The organism is Rhodococcus sp. EPR-134, from assembly GCF_001647205.1.
GTDB classification, from domain to species: Bacteria; Actinomycetota; Actinomycetes; order Mycobacteriales; family Mycobacteriaceae; genus Rhodococcus_F; species Rhodococcus_F qingshengii.
In genome coordinates this window covers 1-18,302 of the sequence record NZ_LVCT01000206.1, presented here as the reverse complement: position 1 = coordinate 18,302, position 18,302 = coordinate 1, and the positions used below count along the sequence as shown (strand labels likewise).

At 63.0% G+C, this 18,302-nt stretch carries 18 protein-coding genes; 2 read left to right on the top strand and 16 right to left on the bottom strand.

From position 1 onward, the window contains the following. The 15 genes from lpqB to A2J01_RS09420 all read right to left on the bottom strand — a co-directional run. Positions 1-1,655, bottom strand: a 1,655-nt coding sequence (lpqB, locus tag A2J01_RS09485; RefSeq protein WP_064112585.1) for an MtrAB system accessory lipoprotein LpqB, incomplete at its 3' end; no start/stop codon positions are given. Next, on the bottom strand, positions 1,652-3,391 hold the full coding sequence (gene mtrB / locus A2J01_RS09480) for an MtrAB system histidine kinase MtrB (RefSeq protein ID WP_064112584.1): 1,740 nt from the start codon (positions 3,389-3,391) through the stop codon (positions 1,652-1,654). The genes mtrB and lpqB, both read right to left, overlap by 4 nt. After that, positions 3,388-4,065: an MtrAB system response regulator MtrA gene (gene mtrA / locus A2J01_RS09475; RefSeq protein WP_003941013.1), complete on the bottom strand. Its 678-nt coding sequence runs from the start codon at positions 4,063-4,065 to the stop codon at positions 3,388-3,390. Before mtrA ends, mtrB begins: the two co-directional genes overlap by 4 nt. A 116-nt stretch (positions 4,066-4,181) precedes the next feature. After that, the gene (locus tag A2J01_RS09470; protein WP_064112583.1) at positions 4,182-4,823 is read right to left on the bottom strand and encodes a dTMP kinase; all 642 of its coding nucleotides are present in this window, start codon (positions 4,821-4,823) and stop codon (positions 4,182-4,184) included. A gap of 80 nt (positions 4,824-4,903) precedes the next feature. Continuing rightward, entirely contained in the window at positions 4,904-6,382 is a 1,479-nt protein-coding gene (gene ahcY / locus A2J01_RS09465; RefSeq protein WP_003940766.1) for an adenosylhomocysteinase, read from the bottom strand. 60 nt (positions 6,383-6,442) lie between these two features. After that, positions 6,443-7,084: a TetR family transcriptional regulator gene (locus A2J01_RS09460; protein WP_003941024.1), complete on the bottom strand. Its 642-nt coding sequence runs from the start codon at positions 7,082-7,084 to the stop codon at positions 6,443-6,445. 48 nt (positions 7,085-7,132) lie between these two features. Beyond that, the gene (locus A2J01_RS09455; protein ID WP_064112582.1) at positions 7,133-7,315 is read right to left on the bottom strand and encodes a rubredoxin; all 183 of its coding nucleotides are present in this window, start codon (positions 7,313-7,315) and stop codon (positions 7,133-7,135) included. Beyond that, positions 7,312-7,497, bottom strand: a complete 186-nt coding sequence (locus tag A2J01_RS35035; protein ID WP_082900830.1) for a rubredoxin — start codon at positions 7,495-7,497, stop codon at positions 7,312-7,314. Before A2J01_RS35035 ends, A2J01_RS09455 begins: the two co-directional genes overlap by 4 nt. Next, complete coding sequence (locus tag A2J01_RS09450; protein WP_030535014.1) at positions 7,497-8,723, bottom strand: alkane 1-monooxygenase; 1,227 nt, start codon at positions 8,721-8,723, stop codon at positions 7,497-7,499. Before A2J01_RS09450 ends, A2J01_RS35035 begins: the two co-directional genes overlap by 1 nt. 111 nt (positions 8,724-8,834) lie before the next feature. Beyond that, complete coding sequence (locus A2J01_RS09445; protein WP_064112581.1) at positions 8,835-10,331, bottom strand: amino acid permease; 1,497 nt, start codon at positions 10,329-10,331, stop codon at positions 8,835-8,837. An 86-nt stretch (positions 10,332-10,417) separates the two neighbouring features. Next, positions 10,418-11,377, bottom strand: coding sequence for a cation diffusion facilitator family transporter (locus tag A2J01_RS09440; RefSeq protein WP_003940794.1), 960 nt, complete (start codon positions 11,375-11,377; stop codon positions 10,418-10,420). An 8-nt stretch (positions 11,378-11,385) separates the two neighbouring features. After that, positions 11,386-12,618: a mannose-6-phosphate isomerase, class I gene (gene manA / locus A2J01_RS09435; RefSeq protein WP_064112580.1), complete on the bottom strand. Its 1,233-nt coding sequence runs from the start codon at positions 12,616-12,618 to the stop codon at positions 11,386-11,388. Then, positions 12,619-13,713 (bottom strand): hypothetical protein, encoded by a 1,095-nt coding sequence (locus tag A2J01_RS09430; protein WP_030535017.1) that lies wholly within the window; start codon positions 13,711-13,713, stop codon positions 12,619-12,621. Positions 13,714-13,876: 163 nt separating this feature from the next. Then, entirely contained in the window at positions 13,877-15,250 is a 1,374-nt protein-coding gene (locus A2J01_RS09425; protein WP_003941022.1) for a phosphomannomutase/phosphoglucomutase, read from the bottom strand. Positions 15,251-15,377: 127 nt separating this feature from the next. Next, positions 15,378-15,764, bottom strand: a complete 387-nt coding sequence (locus A2J01_RS09420) for a DUF3499 domain-containing protein (RefSeq protein ID WP_007731177.1) — start codon at positions 15,762-15,764, stop codon at positions 15,378-15,380. Between the two features lie 79 nt (positions 15,765-15,843). Between A2J01_RS09420 and A2J01_RS09415 the strand changes: the two genes are divergently transcribed. Then, entirely contained in the window at positions 15,844-16,332 is a 489-nt protein-coding gene (locus A2J01_RS09415) for a metallopeptidase family protein (protein WP_003940797.1), read from the top strand. A gap of 175 nt (positions 16,333-16,507) precedes the next feature. Here A2J01_RS09415 and A2J01_RS09410 read toward each other — a convergent pair whose 3' ends face one another. Further along, positions 16,508-16,786, bottom strand: a complete 279-nt coding sequence (locus tag A2J01_RS09410; protein WP_020907098.1) for a WhiB family transcriptional regulator — start codon at positions 16,784-16,786, stop codon at positions 16,508-16,510. Between the two features lie 380 nt (positions 16,787-17,166). Here A2J01_RS09410 and cofD point away from each other — a divergent pair, with 380 nt between their 5' ends. Continuing rightward, complete coding sequence (gene cofD / locus A2J01_RS09405) at positions 17,167-18,159, top strand: 2-phospho-L-lactate transferase (RefSeq protein WP_003940958.1); 993 nt, start codon at positions 17,167-17,169, stop codon at positions 18,157-18,159. Positions 18,160-18,302: the final 143 nt, after the last annotated feature.

Below are 18,302 nucleotides of genomic sequence, written 5' to 3'. Positions count from 1 at the left end.
GTGGTCGGCGACGCATCCACGGAGGTGACGGGAGCGGTCAGGTTTCCACTCGGCAGCGCGTCCATTCGTGAGCCGTCGATCGCGACCTGGACGACCGGTATGTCGGCTCCACTGCGCGCGATCACGATGGTGTCGCTGTTGCTCCAGTCGAGTGAGAGCGCGGTACTACCCAAGCCGGAGGCCACTGCGCGTGGACTCGTCAGGGCGTAGACCCCGCTGGCGGTGCGCACGACCACAGCCAGGTAGACCTTGCCGTCGATGATCATCGCCGCTCGCACGCCGTCCCGCGACAGACGCAGTTCCGAGATCGTGGAACCGACCGACGTCAAGGCCCCGACGTCGACGTTGGTGACCGACACCCGGCCGGTGCCTGGTTCACGGACGACCCGAACGACGGTATTGCCGTTCACAGCCGTCCAGACCGCGTTGTTGTCCAACTCCCACGAAGGCCTGGTGATGGCGCTGCCTTCGAGTACCGGAACGGACCCTTCGCCGTATGTCCCGAGCGACAAGTCGAATCTTGTGCCGGGATCCGGCCGAGCGGTGTCCGCGACGGCTGCCACCAACTTGCCGTCCCGTGAGAGAGCAGCCGCCGTGAGGTTGCCCGCATTGCCCGCGAAACCGGGCACCGGAGTCGCCTCTTGCTCGGTGACACTCACCAGTGAACCGTTGCGCAGTGCATGCAGTCCGACGGTTGCACTCGTGGTGGCCAGTGGGTTGGTGGATGCGACGTCGGCGGTGGTCCAGCCGTCGGCATGAGCCGCGTCCAGCGGTTCGCCGTCGATCTCCAGAACGTACGGCCCTGCCACATCGGCGTTGGCGAGCGTCCAAATGACCTGTGCTGCAAACAAACCGCGAGTGGCAGCATCCATCGGGTTGTCAAGGCGGAAGTTGATGCGCACACCCCCGAGACCGACTCCGACCTGTCCCGGCTTACCGTCGGCCTTGGTGATCGGACCGATCACCGACACGCCATTGCCCAGTTCGTTTCGCACAGCCGGCGCCAGCGCTGCCTTCGGTCCGTCGATCATCAGACCGATCAGCTGAGCCGCCACCTGGTCCTGCCCGCCGGAGATCCAGCGAAGATCGGGGACGACCGTCTGGCTGGTGGGGTCGAGGAAGAACAACGACTTCCGCTGGTAAGCGCCGAGGAACTGCGGACGCTCCATGATCACGCCGGGAGGCAGATCACTGATCCGCCATTCGCCGTCGGTCAACGCCAGGGTCATCCTCGCTTCGAAGCTGCCCTCTTCGGGAACGTACAGTCCTCCCGGGTCGAGGCGACCGACCTTGTTCACACGAATCGTGTAGACGGCTTCGGTGCTGGTTCGAGAAACCGAGAGCACATCGACCTTGTCGACGATGACAGCACTTGCCGCGTCGTCCCAACGCGCCGAAGCGTCCTTGGTCAGGTACTGACGGGCTGCGGCGTGCCGGTTGGACGGATCGGTACTCGCCTTGACGAAGTCACGTACCAGCAGGTCCGGCTCTCGCCCCGAGGCCGGTGATTCGACGGAGGTTCCGGGCACAGCGGTTGCCAGAGTTCCGATTGCCTGCGGCGAAGAGGATTCCGGCAAACTCGCGCACGCGCCGGTCAGCAACAGCACGCTGAGCGTTGTTGCGAGAAGTGCCAGACGGCGGCGGGTTCCGATCATGATCGATCCCCACCGTTGGACTCGTTCCGCGAGTCCGATTCGCGCGGAGTCGGCAGGGACGACGTGACCTCGCCGACGGTATCGGCGACGATGTCGGCTTCGCTCGGCGTGCGGACGAACTTTGTGGTCGTCGGCTTGAGAGGCAGTGGGCTCGACACGACTTTCTTGCCACGGGTGCGCGAGAGCGTCAGCCGGAAGCAGGCGCCGACTCCCGGTTCGCCCCAGGCCTCGAGCTTGCCGTCGTGCAGATTCGCGTCTTCGACGCTGATCGCGAGGCCGAGTCCGGTGCCGCCACTGCGGCGCACGCGGGACGGGTCCGATCGCCAGAACCGGTTGAAGACCAACTTCTCCTCGCCCGGACGCAACCCGACGCCACTGTCGCGGACGATGAAGGCGAGGGCATTGTCGTCGGCGCGAAGGCGAAGCAGAATCGGCTTCCCCTCACCGTGGTCGATGGCGTTGGCCAGGAGATTTCGCAGGATGCGTTCGACGCGGCGCGGATCGACATCTGCCATGACGGGCTCGTCGGGCATGTCCACGATCAGTTCGGTGCCGGATTCGCGGGCGAGATGGCGAACTGTGGAAACGGCCGCTCGCGCACACATACGCACGTCGAGTTGTTCGGATGCGAGTTCCGCGACACCGGCGTCGTGGCGGGAGATCTCGAGGAGGTCCGCCAGAAGTCCCTCGAACCTGTCCAGCTCGGCGACAAGCAGTTCCGACGACCGACGCAGCATCGGGTCGAGGTTCTCGCTGCCGTCGTAGATCAGGTCGGCTGCCATCCGGACCGTGGTCAGAGGTGTGCGCAGTTCATGGCTGACATCGGAGGTGAAGCGTTTCTGGAGACTGCCGAACTCCTCCAGCTGGGTGATCTGTTTGGACAGACTCTCGGCCATCTCGTTGAAGGACATGGCCAGGCGCGCCATGTCGTCCTCGCCGCGGACCGGCATTCGTTCCTTGAGTCGGCCGTCTGCGAAACGCACCGCGATTCGTGAGGCCGATCGGATAGGAAGCACGACCTGCCTGGCAACCAACAGCGAAATCGCCGCCAAGAGCACCAGCAACACGGCTCCACCGATCAGCAGGGCGCTTCGAACAAGCGACAGACTCCGGTCTTCGCTGGCGAGCGGGAAGATCAGGTACAGCTCGAGTCCCGATATCGACGACGCGGTGGGGCTACCGATGATCAGCGCTGGACCGGAGTAACCGTTCGGGTTGGACACCGTCGCGAATTGGTAACTGATCTGGCCGCGTTTGACGAACTCGCGAAGGTTGTCGGGGATCTGATCGACCGGTCCCGAACTCGTCGGCTGGCGCGGCCCGTCCCCTGGCACGATGAGCACCGGGTCGAAGGTGCCGGCCGACCCGGAGGCCTGGCCCGAGGTCTGGTTTCGACGGCTCGTCAGTCCGGATGCAGCGCTTTCCAATTGAACGTTGAGCGCCGTCGAATCGTCGACGCCCGCGAGTTGGTCTTCGACGATGCCGCGGGCTCGGTCCATTTCCTCGGTCGCCGCGGTGATCTTCGTTTCCAACAGCCGATCGGTGATCTGGCTGGTCAGCACGACACCGAGAATGACGATGACGATCAAGGACAACGTCAAAGTCGAGACGACCACTCGCAGTTGGAGCGAGCGTCGCCACGTGTGCGCGAGGGTGTTGCTCATCGAGTGACACCACCGCAGAAATGGCGTCAGCCGTCGGTTGAGACGACGACGCCACCTGGAAACTCCGCTCACGGCGGTCCGGCCTTGTAGCCGACCCCCCTGACCGTCAGAACCACTTCGGGATTCTCGGGATCAGTTTCGACCTTGGCGCGCAAACGCTGAACGTGCACGTTCACCAGGCGGGTGTCGGCGGCGTGGCGGTATCCCCACACCTGCTCGAGGAGGACTTCACGGGTGAACACCTGGCGCGGCTTGCGCGCCAATGCGACCAGCAGGTCGAATTCTAGTGGTGTGAGCGAGATCTGCTCGCTGCCGCGGCTGACCTTGTGTGCCGGAACGTCGATCACGATGTCGGCGATGCTCAGCAGCTCGGCCGGCTCCTCTTCCGTGCGGCGCAGGCGAGCACGCACCCGCGCCACCAGCTCCTTCGGCTTGAACGGCTTCATGATGTAGTCGTCCGCACCGGATTCGAGGCCGAGTACGACGTCGACGGTGTCGGTCTTGGCCGTCAACATCACGATGGGCACGCCGGAATCCGCACGCAGAACTCGGCATACGTCGATCCCGTTCATTCCGGGAAGCATGAGATCGAGCAGGACGAGGTCGGGCCGGGTCTCACGCACTGCCGCGAGCGCCAGGGTTCCGTCGCCTACCACGTAGGGATCGAAACCCTCACCACGCAGCACGATCGTGAGCATCTCGGCGAGTGCCGTGTCGTCGTCGACAACCAGAATCCTTGGTTTCATATCCCTATCGTTGCATCTCGGAGCGATGAATCAGACCGTTACGAGGCCGTGCGGCGTGCCGCGTCTTTCCCTCTACTGTGCCGGAAAGTTCGAATCCCGGCCGCAAGGGTGACCGATCACGCGAAATCCGCGAGCCTGCGCGCCAGTTCGGCCGGGTCCGTCTCCGGCCCCACGATCCACCAGGGCGAGACCCAGTCCGTCGCTGCCAACTGCTTGTAGAGCTCACCGGTTCTGGCCTGCAGGCCGCCGTCGCGCTCGTAGGCGTCGAGCTGACGCGACGCGTCCTCGGCCTCACGCGAGCGGGCACGCTGCTCGGCCAGCGCTACCGGTACGTCGAGGTACAACTGCAGATCGGGAGCGGGAAGAGCGAGTCGACCCAACTCCAATTCACGGACCCAGGCGACCATCTCGCCGTCCACGCCCTGATGCGCGCGCGCCGCGTTGTAGGCGGCGTTGGACGCCACGTAGCGGTCGAGGAGAACAATGTCGTTGGCGGACAACAGGTCCGAGATCCGATCCGCCGCACCCGCGCGGTCCAGGGCGAACAGGACTGCCATCGCGTTCACGGATTCAGCCAGGTCTCCGTGCGATCCTTTGAGTGCCTCGGCAGCAAGATCCGCGTGGATCGACTTCCCGTACCGCGGAAAATCCAGAGTCGCGATCGACGTGCCGCCGCGGCGGAGTTCGCTCTCCACTTTGCCGATCAACGTTCGCTTTCCAGCGCCGTCGAGGCCTTCCAATGCCACCAGTGTTCCCACGGCGGACAAGCCTATCCCCCGGCCTGCTTGCGCAGACCGGGGGACGGCGGACGCTACATCCTCAGCGACGAATCACCGGGTCAGTAGCGGTAGTGCTCGGGCTTGTACGGGCCTTCGACGTCGACGCCGATGTACTCTGCCTGATCCTTCGTGAGCTTGGTCAGCGTGCCACCGAGTGCCTCGACGTGGATCTTGGCGACCTTCTCGTCGAGGTGCTTCGGGAGGCGGTAGACCTCGTTGTCGTACTCGTCCGGCTTCGTCCACAGTTCGATCTGCGCGATGACCTGGTTGGAGAAGCTGTTGCTCATCACGAACGACGGGTGGCCCGTCGCGTTGCCGAGGTTGAGCAGGCGGCCTTCGGACAGCACGATGATCGAGTGGCCGTCGGCGAACGTGAACTCGTCGACCTGCGGCTTGATGTTGATCCGCGTGACGTCGCCGGACTTCTCGAGGCCGGCCATGTCGATCTCGTTGTCGAAGTGACCGATGTTGCCCAGGATGGCCTGATGCTTCATGGCCTTCATGTGCTCGAACGTGATGATGTCCTTGTTACCGGTGGACGTGATCACGATGTCGGCCCAGCCGATGGCCTGCTCGACTGTCTTGACCTCGAAGCCGTCCATGAGCGCCTGCAGGGCGTTGATGGGGTCGACCTCGGTGACCGCGACGCGAGCGCCCTGGCCGCGAAGTGCCTCGGCACAACCCTTGCCGACGTCTCCGTAACCGCAGACCAGCGCAGCCTTGCCGCCGATCAGAACGTCGGTGCCGCGGTTGATGCCGTCGAGCAGCGAGTGGCGCGTGCCGTACTTGTTGTCGAACTTGCTCTTGGTGACCGAGTCGTTGACGTTGATAGCGGGGAACGTGAGTTCACCGGCAGCGGCAACCTGGTACAGGCGCAGAACGCCCGTGGTGGTCTCCTCGGTGACGCCCTGGACGGACTCGGCGATTGCCGTCCACTTTCCCTTGTCGGACTCGAGGGACTGACGCAGAAGTGCAAGGAAGACCTTGTACTCGTCGGAATCCTGGTCGTCGTCCGTCGGCGGGACGACGCCGGCCTTCTCGAACTGTGCGCCCTTGAGCACCAGCATGGTGGCGTCGCCGCCATCGTCGAGAATCATGTTGGCAGGCTCACCCGGCCAGGTCAGCATCTGCTCGGCTGCCCACCAGTACTCTTCGAGGGTTTCACCCTTCCAGGCGAAAACCGGAACGCCCTTGGGCTCTTCCGGGGTGCCGTGCGGACCGACGACGATGGCGGCGGCAGCGTGATCCTGCGTGGAGAAGATGTTGCATGAAGCCCAGCGGACCTCGGCGCCGAGCGCGGTCAGCGTCTCGATCAGCACCGCGGTCTGAATGGTCATGTGCAGCGAGCCGGAAACGCGAGCGCCCTTGAGCGGCAACACCTCTGCGTATTCGCGACGAAGCGCCATGAGGCCGGGCATCTCGTGCTCTGCCAGACGGATTTCCTTGCGACCGAACTCCGCGAGCGAAAGATCTGCAACTTTGAAGTCGATGCCGTTACGGCTCTCGGCCACGGGCGTTGTTGAAACTGAGGTCGTCATCTGCCTCTCCTGGTTGACGTGCATACTCTGCACAAGCCTATCGGTGTACCAGGCTATCGGTTAGACGCCCTCTCCCGCCCGCCCCTCTACTGCGCGGCCCTCGCGCGCCACGTCGATGAACGGCCCGAGCAGTATGCCCAGATCCTCCGCCACCGAAGCCTCGGACTCCGGCGGCATCGAAATGTAGCTCAGCCCGAGACGCGCAATCGCCCTGGCCAGAATTCCGGCGTCGGCGGGTGACGCCTGAATCCACCCTCGCTGGAAACTCTCCGCAAGCCGCGACGACGCGCGCTCGATGATGACCGCACTGTCGGTGGTGATCAGGCGAAGCAGGTCCGGCTTGGCCTCACCGGTGAGCAGAGAGATCACCAACGGGTCGGTTGCACTGGAGGCGAAAAACGATCCGAAACCCGCCGTCAACGCCTCGACTGCACGTCCGTCGTTCGCCACCATGGCCTCGTCCACCGCGTCGACGAAGCCGTCAGCAAGGCGAAGCGCGTACGCCTCGGCAAGCCCTTGCCTCGAGCCGAACTCGTTGTAGAGCGTCTGACGACTCACACCGGCATGCTTGGCCAGAACCGTCAGCGTCACCTCGGACCAGTCGCGCTCGGTCAACAACTCACGCATCGAATCGAGCACCGACGTACGCAGCAGCAGGCGCGACGCTTCTTTCTGCGGCAGACGAGTGGGCGTCGAAGTCATGGTGACGACACTACCGCCGCACCTAGGTCCGTTCGACGCCGACGCATCTCACCGTCGTTCGACCTCAACCATGAAGAAGTCGCTCTTCGCCGCCCCGCAGTCCGGGCATCTCCAGTCTTCGGGAATGTCGTCCCAGCGAGTGCCCGGTTCGATACCGTCCTCCGGCCAGCCGACTGCCTCGTCGTACTCGAAGCCGCATTGCGCGCACTGATACAGCTTGTAGTCGTTCATGATTCACTCCCCGCCGTTGCCGGCATCGGCTCGAAGTCCAGCTTTTCCCTCACGCCGCAGTCCGGACAGCACCAGTCGTCCGGCACGGCATCCCACGGCGTGCCCGCCGGAAACCCTTCTCGTGGTGCACCCTTCGATTCGTCGTAGACGTATTCACAGACCGGGCATCGATACCTGCTCATCACGCTGCTCCGTACCGAGCAAGGATGCGATCACGCTTGGACGGCTGAACGTTGACGCGGGTGATGTCGCCGCCGTAGTGCGCAAGGACTTTGGGATCCATCACTTTTCGCCACAGCGGTGGAACGTAGGCGAGGATGATCATGCTCGCGTACCCACTGGGCAGGTTGGGCGCACCGTCCATGCTTCGAAGCGTCTGATAACGACGCGTCGGGTTCGCGTGATGATCGCTGTGACGCTGGAGGTGATACAGGAAGATGTTGGTGCAGATGTGATCACTGTTCCAACTGTGCTCCGGTGCTGCACGCTCGTACCGCCCGCTGTCCAGACGACGACGCTTCAGTCCGTAATGTTCGAGGTAGTTGACGGTTTCGAGCAGACAGAATCCGAACACGGCCTGCAGCACCAGGAACGGCAGTACCGAAAGGCCGAAGACGGCGACGAGGACACCGAACAGTACGACGGACATCAACCACGAATGCAGGACGTCGTTGCGAATTGTCCACGGCTTCTTACCCAGTCGATCGAGTCTGGCCTTTTCCAGGGACCACGACGAGCGCAGAGATCCCCACACACTGCGCGGCAGGAAGGTCCAGAAGCTCTCACCGAAGCGAGACGACGCCGGATCCTCGGGCGTGGCGACGCGCACGTGGTGTCCACGATTGTGCTCGATGTAGAAGTGGCCGTAAAACGACTGCGCCAGAGTGATCTTCGACAACCAGCGTTCGAGATCGTCCTTCTTGTGACCGAGCTCGTGTGCGGTGTTGATCCCGATTCCTGCGACACAACCGATACTGATCGCCAGACCGATCTTGGAGATCAGCCCAAGTCCCCCGTCGATTCCGAGCCAGGACAGATCGGTCGCCGACCAGAGGTAGCAGGCCAGGACCAGGCTGACCAACTGGAACGGTATGTAGATGTAGGTGCAATACCGGTAGTACTTGTCGTTCTCGAGGCGCTCCATCACTTCGTCCGGCGGATTCTCGCCGTCCGGGCCGAAGAAGATGTCGAGGATCGGGAGCAGGATGTAGACGAGAAGCGGCCCGATCCACCACCACACCGGCGAGACCGCATTCCATCCGAGACTGTTGAACAACGCGACCAATCCGACGGCGATGAAGACCGCCGTCGGCGGCACGAGGCCGAGCAGCCAGAGGTATCTCTTCTTGTCACGCCACTGCTCGGGCGGGAGCGTCTGGCCGGATTGCGAGTCCACGTGCGTCGACACGGTCTACCTCCTCGATTCGGACCGACCCGAAAACTGTGAGTCAGTTCACTATGAGGTAGACAGTACTACTGATTTTGTACAATTGATAGACAAATTACAATCTTTGTACATTTACTCGATTTCGCCGCGTTCACGCTTCCCGATCAACGAGTGCTGCCTGCTGTAGGCGAAGTAGATGACAACGCCGAGGGCCATCCAGACCACGAACCTCATCCAGGTCTCCACCGACAGGTTGAACATCAACCAGAGACACGCGAGGACAGCCAGGATCGGGATCAGCGGGACCAGTGGCACCCTGAACCCGCGAGGTAGGTCCGGCCGCGTCCGACGAAGCACGAGAACCCCCAACGACACGAGAACAAAAGCGAACAGTGTGCCGATGTTGACCATTTCCTCGAGGGTGCCGATCGGAAAAACGCCGGCGAGCACCGCGACCACGACGCCGACCAAGATCGTGATCCGCACAGGGGTTCCGTGCTTGCCGGTCGGTGCCAGGCGTCGTGGCATCAGACCGTCGCGTGCCATCGCGAAGAGCACCCTGGTCTGCCCGAGCATCAGCACCATCACCACTGTCGTGAGACCGGCCAAAGCGCCGAACGAGATGACGTTTTTCGCCCACGTGATGTCGTGGAAAGCGAATGCCGTTGCCAGGTTGGAGGTATCGCCCTCGAGCTCGGTGTATTTCACCATCCCCGTCAGCACCAGTGTCACCGCCACGTACAGAACCGTGACGATCAGGAGAGAACCCAGGATGCCGCGTGGCAGCGCCTTCTGCGGCTCCTTCGCCTCCTCCGCCGTCGTGGCGACGACGTCGAAGCCGATGAACGCGAAGAACACCAGACTGGCTGCCGCGAGCAATCCGTACCACCCGAACGTGCTGCCACCGGCCCCGGTCACGTACGAGAACAACGACTGGTGGATGCCCTCTCCCGTCGAGCCCGGCTCCGACGGCGGAATGTACGGCGAGTAGTTGTCGGTGTCGATGTAGAACAGACCGACGATGATCACCAGCAACACCACCGCGACCTTGATCGCCGTGATCACCAGTGACACCCTCGACGAGAGTTTTGTGCCGGTCGCGAGCAGGATCGTGATGACAGCGATCACCAGCACCGCACCCCAGTCGAACGATATCGGCCCCAACTCGACGATCGGGCTGCGTGAGCCCATCACTTCGCCGAGGTACAGCGACCAGCCTTTGGCGACCCCCGAAGACGCCAAGGCGAATTCGAGGATGAGATCCCAGCCGATGATCCAGGCGACGAATTCGCCGAACGTCGCGTACGAGAACGTGTACGCGCTTCCGGCAACCGGGACCGTCGACGCGAATTCGGCGTAACACAGCGCTGCCAGTCCGCAGGCGATGGCGGCAATGACGAACGCGAGCGAGACCGACGGCCCGGCGACATTTCCCGCCGTCCGAGCCGTGAGTGTGAAGATGCCCGCACCGATGACGACTGCGACACCGAACACCGTGAGATCCCACGAGTTCAGTTCTTTCCGGAGTTTGGTTTCCGGCTCGTCGGTGTCCTTGATGGACTGCTCGATCGATTTGGTTCGAAACAGCTTCGACCGTCCAGATCCGGCCTGCTCGTCCTTGACAGCCATTGCCGCCTCCTTGCTGGGGACCAGCAGGTCCCACCATGGGCAAGTAGAGAGATGGCATCAGCCTAAGCCCGCAGGCGCAGCTTTGTTCAGGGTTTGTCGGGAGCCTGTAGATCTGTTTCAGGGCGATCTCCTGCGCTGAGACGATCCAGGTCCGGCTCGAGGTAGATCACCCGCGCCGCAGGCACTGCAGCGCGCACGCGAGACTCGGCCTCGTCGATCGCCGTCGCCACGTCCGAGATCGTCGATCCGATCGGCACCGCAACCTTGGCAGCAACAAGGATCTCCTCGGGACCGAGGTACTGCGTCTTGCAATGAATGACGCGTTCGATACGAGTTCCGTCGACCAGGGCGTTGAGGATCAGTTCGGTCTCCACCGCCGTTGCGCCCTCACCGATCAGCAGCGACTGCATTTCGATGATCAGAATGACCGCGATGATGCCGAGCAGGACACCGATGCACAGAGTTCCGATGCCGTCGAAGACCGGATTTCCGGTCACCATCGTGAGACCGACGCCGCCGAGTGCAAGGACGAGACCGATCAATGCGCCGGTGTCCTCGAGCAGCACAACCGGGAGTTCCGGGCTACGAGAGGTTCGGATGAAGTTCCACCACGACGCATTTCCCTTGAGCGGTCGTGATTCCTTCGCTGCGGTCCGGAAGCTGTAGCCCTCCAGACAAATCGCTATGACAAGAATAGCGATTGCCACGAAAGCCGAATTGAGTTCTTCCGGATGTTGAATCTTGTGAATACCTTCGTAGATCGCGAACAGCGAACCGAGGGTGAAGAGCACCAGTGCAACGACGAACGAATAGAAGTATCGGTTGCGCCCGTAGCCGAACGGGTGCAGTTGATCCGCGTCACGTTCTGCCTTCTTCTGCCCCAGGAGCAGCAAACCCTGATTGGACGTGTCGGCCACCGAGTGCACCGATTCGGCGAGCATCGACGACGATCCGGTGATCAAGAATCCGGCGAACTTGGCTACGGCAATTCCGGCATTGGCTCCGAGGGCCGCCAGAATTGCCTTCTTGCCACCATGAGCCGACACAATGTCTCCTAGTTTCCGACTACGGCACTGAAAACCTGCGCAGTCGGGGTCCGTGTGCTCAGGTGTATCGCGGGCTCGTCGGCAGCGATCCACGCCGCTCGGCCTCGATCGAGGTCGAGAGTGTCAGTGCCGCACGTCGCAGTGACCGCGCCGTCGGTGCAGATCAGAATCCGCGGGCCTGAAGCGTCGACGACGATGTCCGTGGAATTCGCGTCGAACTCCAGACGCGTCAAACGAAATTCGGGCGCCGGCGTGACGTACTCGTATCTACCTGATCCTGACTGACCTGATCCAGATGACGGGGCCGGATCGAGCACTTCGATATCGGCCCCGACGAAGTCCAGAACCCTCAGCAATTCGGGCACGTCGACGTGCTTCGGTGTCAGCCCACCGCGCAGCACGTTGTCGGAGTTGGCCATGATCTCGACCGCGAGTCCATGGAGATACGCGTGGAGATTGCCGGCAGCGAGAAACAGTCCTTGGCCGGGCTCGAGGGTGACGCGGTTGAGCAGCAGTGCCGCCAGAACACCGGCGTCGCCGGGGTACGCCTCGCTCAATTCCAGCGCGGTGCGGATCTCGGTCACGAATTCGGCGTCGTGGTGCGCGACGTAGGTGATGCACCCGGCAAGTACGGCAGGGAGCAAGGTCCCGAGCACCGTGGACGGCAGCGTGATCCATGTCGTGAACAACGCCCGCAGTCCGTCGGAATCGGGTTGGCCTTCGAGCAGACCGATGTACGGCTCCAACTCGTCGACGGCCAGAGCGCGCAGCAGTTTGACAGTCCGCGTCGGCTCGCGGAATCCGGCAAGCGCTTCGAATCTGCTCAGCGCGACAACGAGTTCGGGCTTGTGGCTGCCGTCCTTGTAGTTGCGAATCGGCGATTCCATGGGAACGCCGATTGCGTTCTCACGACGAAAACCCTCGTCGGCTTGAACGGCGCTGGGGTGCGCTTGAAGCGACAGCGGTTCTTCCGCCGCAAGCAGCTTGAGCAGGAATGGGAGTCGCTCACCGAATGTCTCGAGGTTCTCGCGGCCGAGTTCGCGTTCGGGTTCGCGGTGCAGGACCTCGAGCAACGACTCGCTTCCGGATTCGGTGATCACGCGCGCCGGGTCACCCGGGTGCGCGCCCAACCACAATTCCGCTTCGGGATGATTCGACGGAGTCGAAAGACCGCGTAGTTCGGCAATTGCCGTTCGCGAGCCCCACGCGTAAGAACGAAGTGCACCTTCGAGTTCACGCACTTACTTCGCACCGCCCGTCAACTGCACGTACGCCGCGGCCATGTCTACTCGAGACGCCAACACGAATACCTGCTCCATCTCCGATATGACCACGTTGGTCTGGTCTTCGTCTGCCGCGACCACCAGGTCGGCGTCAGCCAGTGCGTCCATCCGGCGCCTCGCCTCCCCGCGCGTGGATTCGGTCGCGAAGACGAACGCCCGCGCCGGCGGGGTCGGCAGCGCGCCGTCGAGTTGCGGATCGTGAAAGAAGGGGTCGTGGAACACCGAATCACGTGAAGCTGCGTCCGGCGCGAACAGTGCCCGCGCCGAACGAATCACCTCGGACATCTCGGCGGCAGCGGCGTTCAGGCCGGAGCTCATCAGCGCAACGCTCGAGAACTCTGCGAGTGCTGTTGTCACGGAACCACTTCCACACAGAACGACTCGTCGGCCGCTCATCCTGGTGGCCAACGACTTGGCCGGGTTGTGGAATACCTCGTTGGCCGGTCCGTCCCGCAGCGCCTCCGCATCAACTGCGTCGGCGATTCGACCGAGCACCGCCGAACGGTCCTCGATCGATCCCTTGCCCTCGATTTCGGCGGCAACCGCGAGGAAGACGGCGAGGAACCGCGTCATCGTGTGCCGGGGCGAGGCGTAGAGCCGCGGTGGCAAGGGCATGGTGCGCCCGGCCGCCACGGCTCGCATGGGCCCCTCGTCGGGAACGGCGACAACAACCTCGGCGCCGCGGCGTACGGCACTGTCAACGGATTCGACGAGGCGTGGATCACCGGCATCGTCACCGGCGACGACGATCACGTCCAACGGCCCGGCCCACGACGGCGTCCGGTCGAGAACGAGGAGCGGGCAACCGACCGAATCTCCGACGAGAGCAAGCGCGATCCTGGCTCCGTGCCGGGCGCCACCCGCGCCGGCGATCAGTACGACGCTGCGCGGACGCAGACCGGCCAATCGGGAGATCACACCCTCACCGACGGCCGACGCGGTGGCCCGAATCTGTGCGCCGCCCATGGCTACAGACCGCAGTAGCCCCTCCGAATCGGCAGCTGACAAACCCTCGCTGTCGTCGAGGTCGAGAAGCGGCATCGGCGCTGTCATCTCACCGCACCCCCTTCTCCGTTAGCAGTTCCCGCACCATCCAGCATTCCAGCTCCACGCGGTCCGTGGTGGCAAAGCCCTCGTTCCCGAGGCCGTCGTTCCTGAGATAGTCCCCCAACTATCCCAGGGCTTCGGCTCACCGACAAACCGATCAGACTCGGATTCAAGCCCGGACGATCGCCAGAATTTCGTTCACCAATGCGTCGACATCGGCGGACGTGGGTGCTTCGACGTTGAGTCGCAGCAGTGGTTCGGTGTTGGACGCGCGCAAGTTGAACCAGGCATTTCCCTCGAGACTGACCGTGACACCGTCGAGGCGATCCACCGACTCGGTGCGGTCGGCAAATGCCGCCAGTACAGCGGCCGTACGATCTGCCGCGTCAGCCACGGTGGAGTTGATCTCGCCCGAGGCCGCGTAGCGGGTGTACTCCGCCATCAACTCGGAGAGCGGACGATCCTGCTCGCCCAGTGCGGCGAGTACGTGCAGCGCCGCGAGCATGCCGGAGTCGGCGCCCCAGAAGTCGCGGAAGTAGTAGTGAGCGGAGTGCTCGCCGCCGAACACCGCACCGGTCTCGGCCATCTCCTGCTTGATGAACGAGTGGCCGACTCGGGTACGAATAGCGACGCCGCCGAGTTCTTCGACCAGTTCGGGCACTGCCCGTGACGTGATCAGGTTGTGGATGATCGACGCGCCCGGTTCCTTCGCGAGTTCGCGCTTGGCGACAAGTGCCGTCACCGCGGACGGCGAGACCGGGTCGCCCTTCTCGTCTACGACGAAGCAACGGTCCGCGTCACCGTCGAACGCCAAGCCGATGTCCGCTCCGGTTTCGCGCACGTAGGCCTGCAGGTCGACGAGGTTGGCCGGATCGAGCGGATTGGCTTCGTGGTTGGGGAACGTGCCGTCGAGCTCGAAGTACAGCGGCAGGACGTCGAGGGGCATCGGCCCGAATACGGCCGGCGCGGTATGGCCGCCCATACCGTTGCCTGCATCGACTGCGACCTTCAGCGGGCGCAACGCAGCCAGGTCGACCAATCCGCGGAGGTAGCTCGCGTATTCCTCGAGGACGTCCTTGGTGCTGGCGGTGCCTGCCGGTCCGTCGTACGCGGGAACACCCGAGACGACCTCGGCGGAGATGACTGCGAGGCCGGTGTCCTGACCGACCGGCTTGGCGCCGGCCCGACACATCTTGATGCCGTTGTACTTGGCGGGATTGTGGCTCGCCGTGAACATCGCGCCCGGGCAGTTCAGCAAACCGGATGCAAAGTAGAGCTCGTCGGTCGACGCCAATCCGATGTAGACGACGTCGAGCCCTTGAGCAAGCACGCCGTCACCGAAAGCCGAAGACAGTGTGGGCGACGATGCGCGCATGTCGTAGCCGATCACAACCGTCGTGGCGGCGCCGGCCTCGTCGCGGACCAGGCGGGCGAACGACGCACCGACGTCGCGGACAAAATCTTCGTCGATCTGCTCACCGACCACACCGCGTACGTCGTACGCCTTGATGATTGCAGCAACCGACTCGGCTGTTCGCCCCACTGAAAACTCTCCTTGTGCATGCACCCTCACAGACGGGAACGTCCGGGCGCATGGCGTCCGGAGATTCGCAGTACTCGGGTGTGGAAGTACTCGGTCGAGCCTAGCGTCTACGGCGACGAATCTCGCGTCAGTTGGACGGGTCGGGCAGAACGCGTAGGTGTCCACGACGCCCTGTACGGGCAGTACTCGGAGCTGCGGGACGTATGTCCTCATCTGCATCGACGTTGGACTTGCTGCGATCTCCGAGACCGGCCTCACGTACAGCTTCAGCCAAAGCGGTCAGATCGTCTTCGTCGGGAGTACTCGACGCGAATCCGCCTTCGTGGCGGACGAGTTCCCACCCCTTGGGGGCGGTGATTCGAGAGCCGTGAGTGTCACACAAATCCCATGAATGGGGCTCGGCGACGGTTGCCAGCGGCCCGACAACCGCAGTGGAGTCCGAGTAGACATACGTAAGCGTCGCGACGGCGGGGTTCTTGCACCCGGGGCGGCAGCAGCGACGCAGAGATCTCACAGGTACGGAGCCTAGCCCTCCCCACGTCCGGAACCTACTCGGACACACCGAGCAGTTTCTCCTGTCGTAATCTGGCGCCATGCCACAAGCCCGCCGCCGACGCTCGGTCACCACTCGTTCCATCGAGCGACACGGCCGTGGCCTGCGCGGACCGCTACTTCCCCCGGAGGTGCCCGCCAGGCGTACCCGCGCGGAGAAGTTCGATCTCCTGGTGCTCGACGCCTTCTCTCCCGTCGACCTCGCATGGCACGACCGGCTGACGAAACTCGACATCGCAGTGGACGAAGTTCCGAAGATTCACGCGCACGATCCGGAGTCCGTCACATGGCCGCCGGAGGTCATCGCAGACGGCCCGGTTCCACTGTCACGACTGATTCCGGCCGGAATCGACCGTCACGGAAATACGACTCGCGCAAGAATTGTGCTGTTTCGCCGCCCATTGGAGCAGCGAGCGAAGGATCCGGAAGAACTCACGGATCTGGTGCACGACGTGTTGGTCCATCAAGTCGGCACGTATCTGGGCGTCGACCCACAGGTCATCGACCCCACGCTGCCCGACGAGGACTGATACTGCCCGACGAGGACTGACGCACTGTCAGACGAAAAAACTGATGTCACACGAAGAAGTAAATCCACACGAAGAACAAAACAGTCGTTGCTTGACCTGCAATTCCCCGTTGCAGGTCAGACTTTCGAAGACCGCCCGTCAGCCCCGACGCTGACAGAACCGATTCAGCAGCAGATCAGATGATCCCCCGCTTGAGTCGCCGACGCTCGCGCTCGGACAACCCTCCCCAGATTCCGAACCGTTCGTCGTTCGCGAGCGCGTACTCGAGGCACTCGTCACGAACTTCACAACCGAGGCAGATCCGTTTTGCTTCCCTCGTCGATCCTCCCTTTTCAGGAAAGAACGCTTCGGGATCGGTCTGCGCGCAGAGAGCACGCTCCTGCCACTGATCCTCGATGGTGTCGAACAATTCTTCGAAGCCGGTGACGAGACTCAGCACTGGCCGAGTACTCATACCGTCGAACTCACTGCTGCAGGCACCTTCTGCTGCGCCTGCTCGGGAATCGGTCTGCGGTTCGTCGCTTACTGTCATTGCGAGAGAACTGATCTCGACATTTTCATTGGGCATCGTTCCGCCTCCTCACCTGTAATAGCGCAGAATTTTCACTCCATCTTCAACCCCACCCCGTCGACCGTTCGAAACTGTGTTCGAAACCGGCCCCGCTGCAAGTGAACTCACAAGTAGCGGTTGGAATGACACATTTGAGATTACACACGTCCAGCGTGTCGCGGTCAAGCTAAACGAGATGAATCCATTAGTATTCCGGCCCTCAATTGACGGGACCTTCTGCCCGCCAGACACGACGACGCGCCGACCGCCTAGGCTCTGTTGTCGTGAACGTGACTGTATTGGTTGGCGGCGTCGGCGGGGCCCGTTTCCTTCAAGGTGTTCAAAACGCGCTCGGAATCGCCGGTGGTGAATCCCTCGAGAAATACGAAGGCCCACATCGCATCACGGCCGTCGTCAACGTCGGGGACGACGTGTGGATGCACGGTCTGCGCATCTGCCCCGATCTGGACACTTGTATGTACACACTCGGCGGCGGCATCGACACCGAACGCGGGTGGGGGCACGCCGGCGAAACCTGGAATGCGAAAGAAGAACTCGCCGCGTACGGCGCGAAGCCGGACTGGTTCGGCCTCGGAGATCGCGATATCGCAACGCATTTGATTCGCAGCCAGATGCTCCGCACGGGATATCCGTTGTCCGCGATCACCGAAGCGTTGTGCAATCGCTGGAATCCCGGTGTCGCACTGCTTCCCGTGAGCGACGACCGCAGCGAAACACACGTCGTGATCACCGATCCGGAAGACGGTGAGCAGAAGGCGATTCATTTCCAGGAGTGGTGGGTACGCCATCGGGCACAGGTGGAAACGCACAGCTTCGCTCACGTCGGCGCCGAGCAGGCCAAGCCTGCGCCAGGGGTAGTCGAGGCGATCGACGGTGCCGACATCGTGCTGATCGCACCGTCCAATCCCGTCGTGAGCGTCGGCGCGATCCTCGCGGTGCCCGGCATTCGCGGTGCCCTGCGAACAACCGCGGCCAAGGTTGTCGGCCTCTCCCCCGTCATCGGCGGAAAACCGTTGCGCGGCATGGCTGACGAGTGCCTCGAGGTGATCGGGGTCGAGACGACTTCGGAGGCGATCGGTCGCCACTACGGAGCTCGTTCGATCAACGGTATTCTCGACGGCTGGCTCGTCGACGAAGGTGACACGGCCGACATCGACGGGGTGGACGTGCGAAGCATCCCACTTTTGATGACGTCCCCCGAAGAGACCGCCAAAATGGTTCGCACGGCTTTCGAGATCGCCGGAGTCGAACTGTGACCGAGCCCGGAACCGAAGCAAGCCGCGACAGAAATCACTCTCCCGGTGATCACTCCCCCGGCGCCGCAATCGAAGTCATTCCCGTGCTCGGGCTTCCCGAGTTCCGGCCCGGAGACGACTTGGCCACAGCTGTCGTCGACGCG

Coding starts and splice junctions, on each gene's coding strand:
- mtrA (WP_003941013.1), bottom strand. CDS start 4,065: ATGAAACCAAGGATTCTGGTTGTCGACGACGACACGGCACTCGCCGAG.
- ahcY (WP_003940766.1), bottom strand. CDS start 6,382: ATGACGACCTCAGTTTCAACAACGCCCGTGGCCGAGAGCCGTAACGGC.
- A2J01_RS09460 (WP_003941024.1), bottom strand. CDS start 7,084: ATGACTTCGACGCCCACTCGTCTGCCGCAGAAAGAAGCGTCGCGCCTG.
- A2J01_RS09455 (WP_064112582.1), bottom strand. CDS start 7,315: ATGAACGACTACAAGCTGTATCAGTGCGCGCAATGCGGCTTCGAGTAC.
- A2J01_RS35035 (WP_082900830.1), bottom strand. CDS start 7,497: ATGAGCAGGTATCGATGCCCGGTCTGTGAATACGTCTACGACGAATCG.
- A2J01_RS09445 (WP_064112581.1), bottom strand. CDS start 10,331: ATGGCTGTCAAGGACGAGCAGGCCGGATCTGGACGGTCGAAGCTGTTT.
- A2J01_RS09430 (WP_030535017.1), bottom strand. CDS start 13,713: ATGACAGCGCCGATGCCGCTTCTCGACCTCGACGACAGCGAGGGTTTG.
- A2J01_RS09415 (WP_003940797.1), top strand. CDS start 15,844: ATGCCACAAGCCCGCCGCCGACGCTCGGTCACCACTCGTTCCATCGAG.
- A2J01_RS09410 (WP_020907098.1), bottom strand. CDS start 16,786: ATGAGTACTCGGCCAGTGCTGAGTCTCGTCACCGGCTTCGAAGAATTG.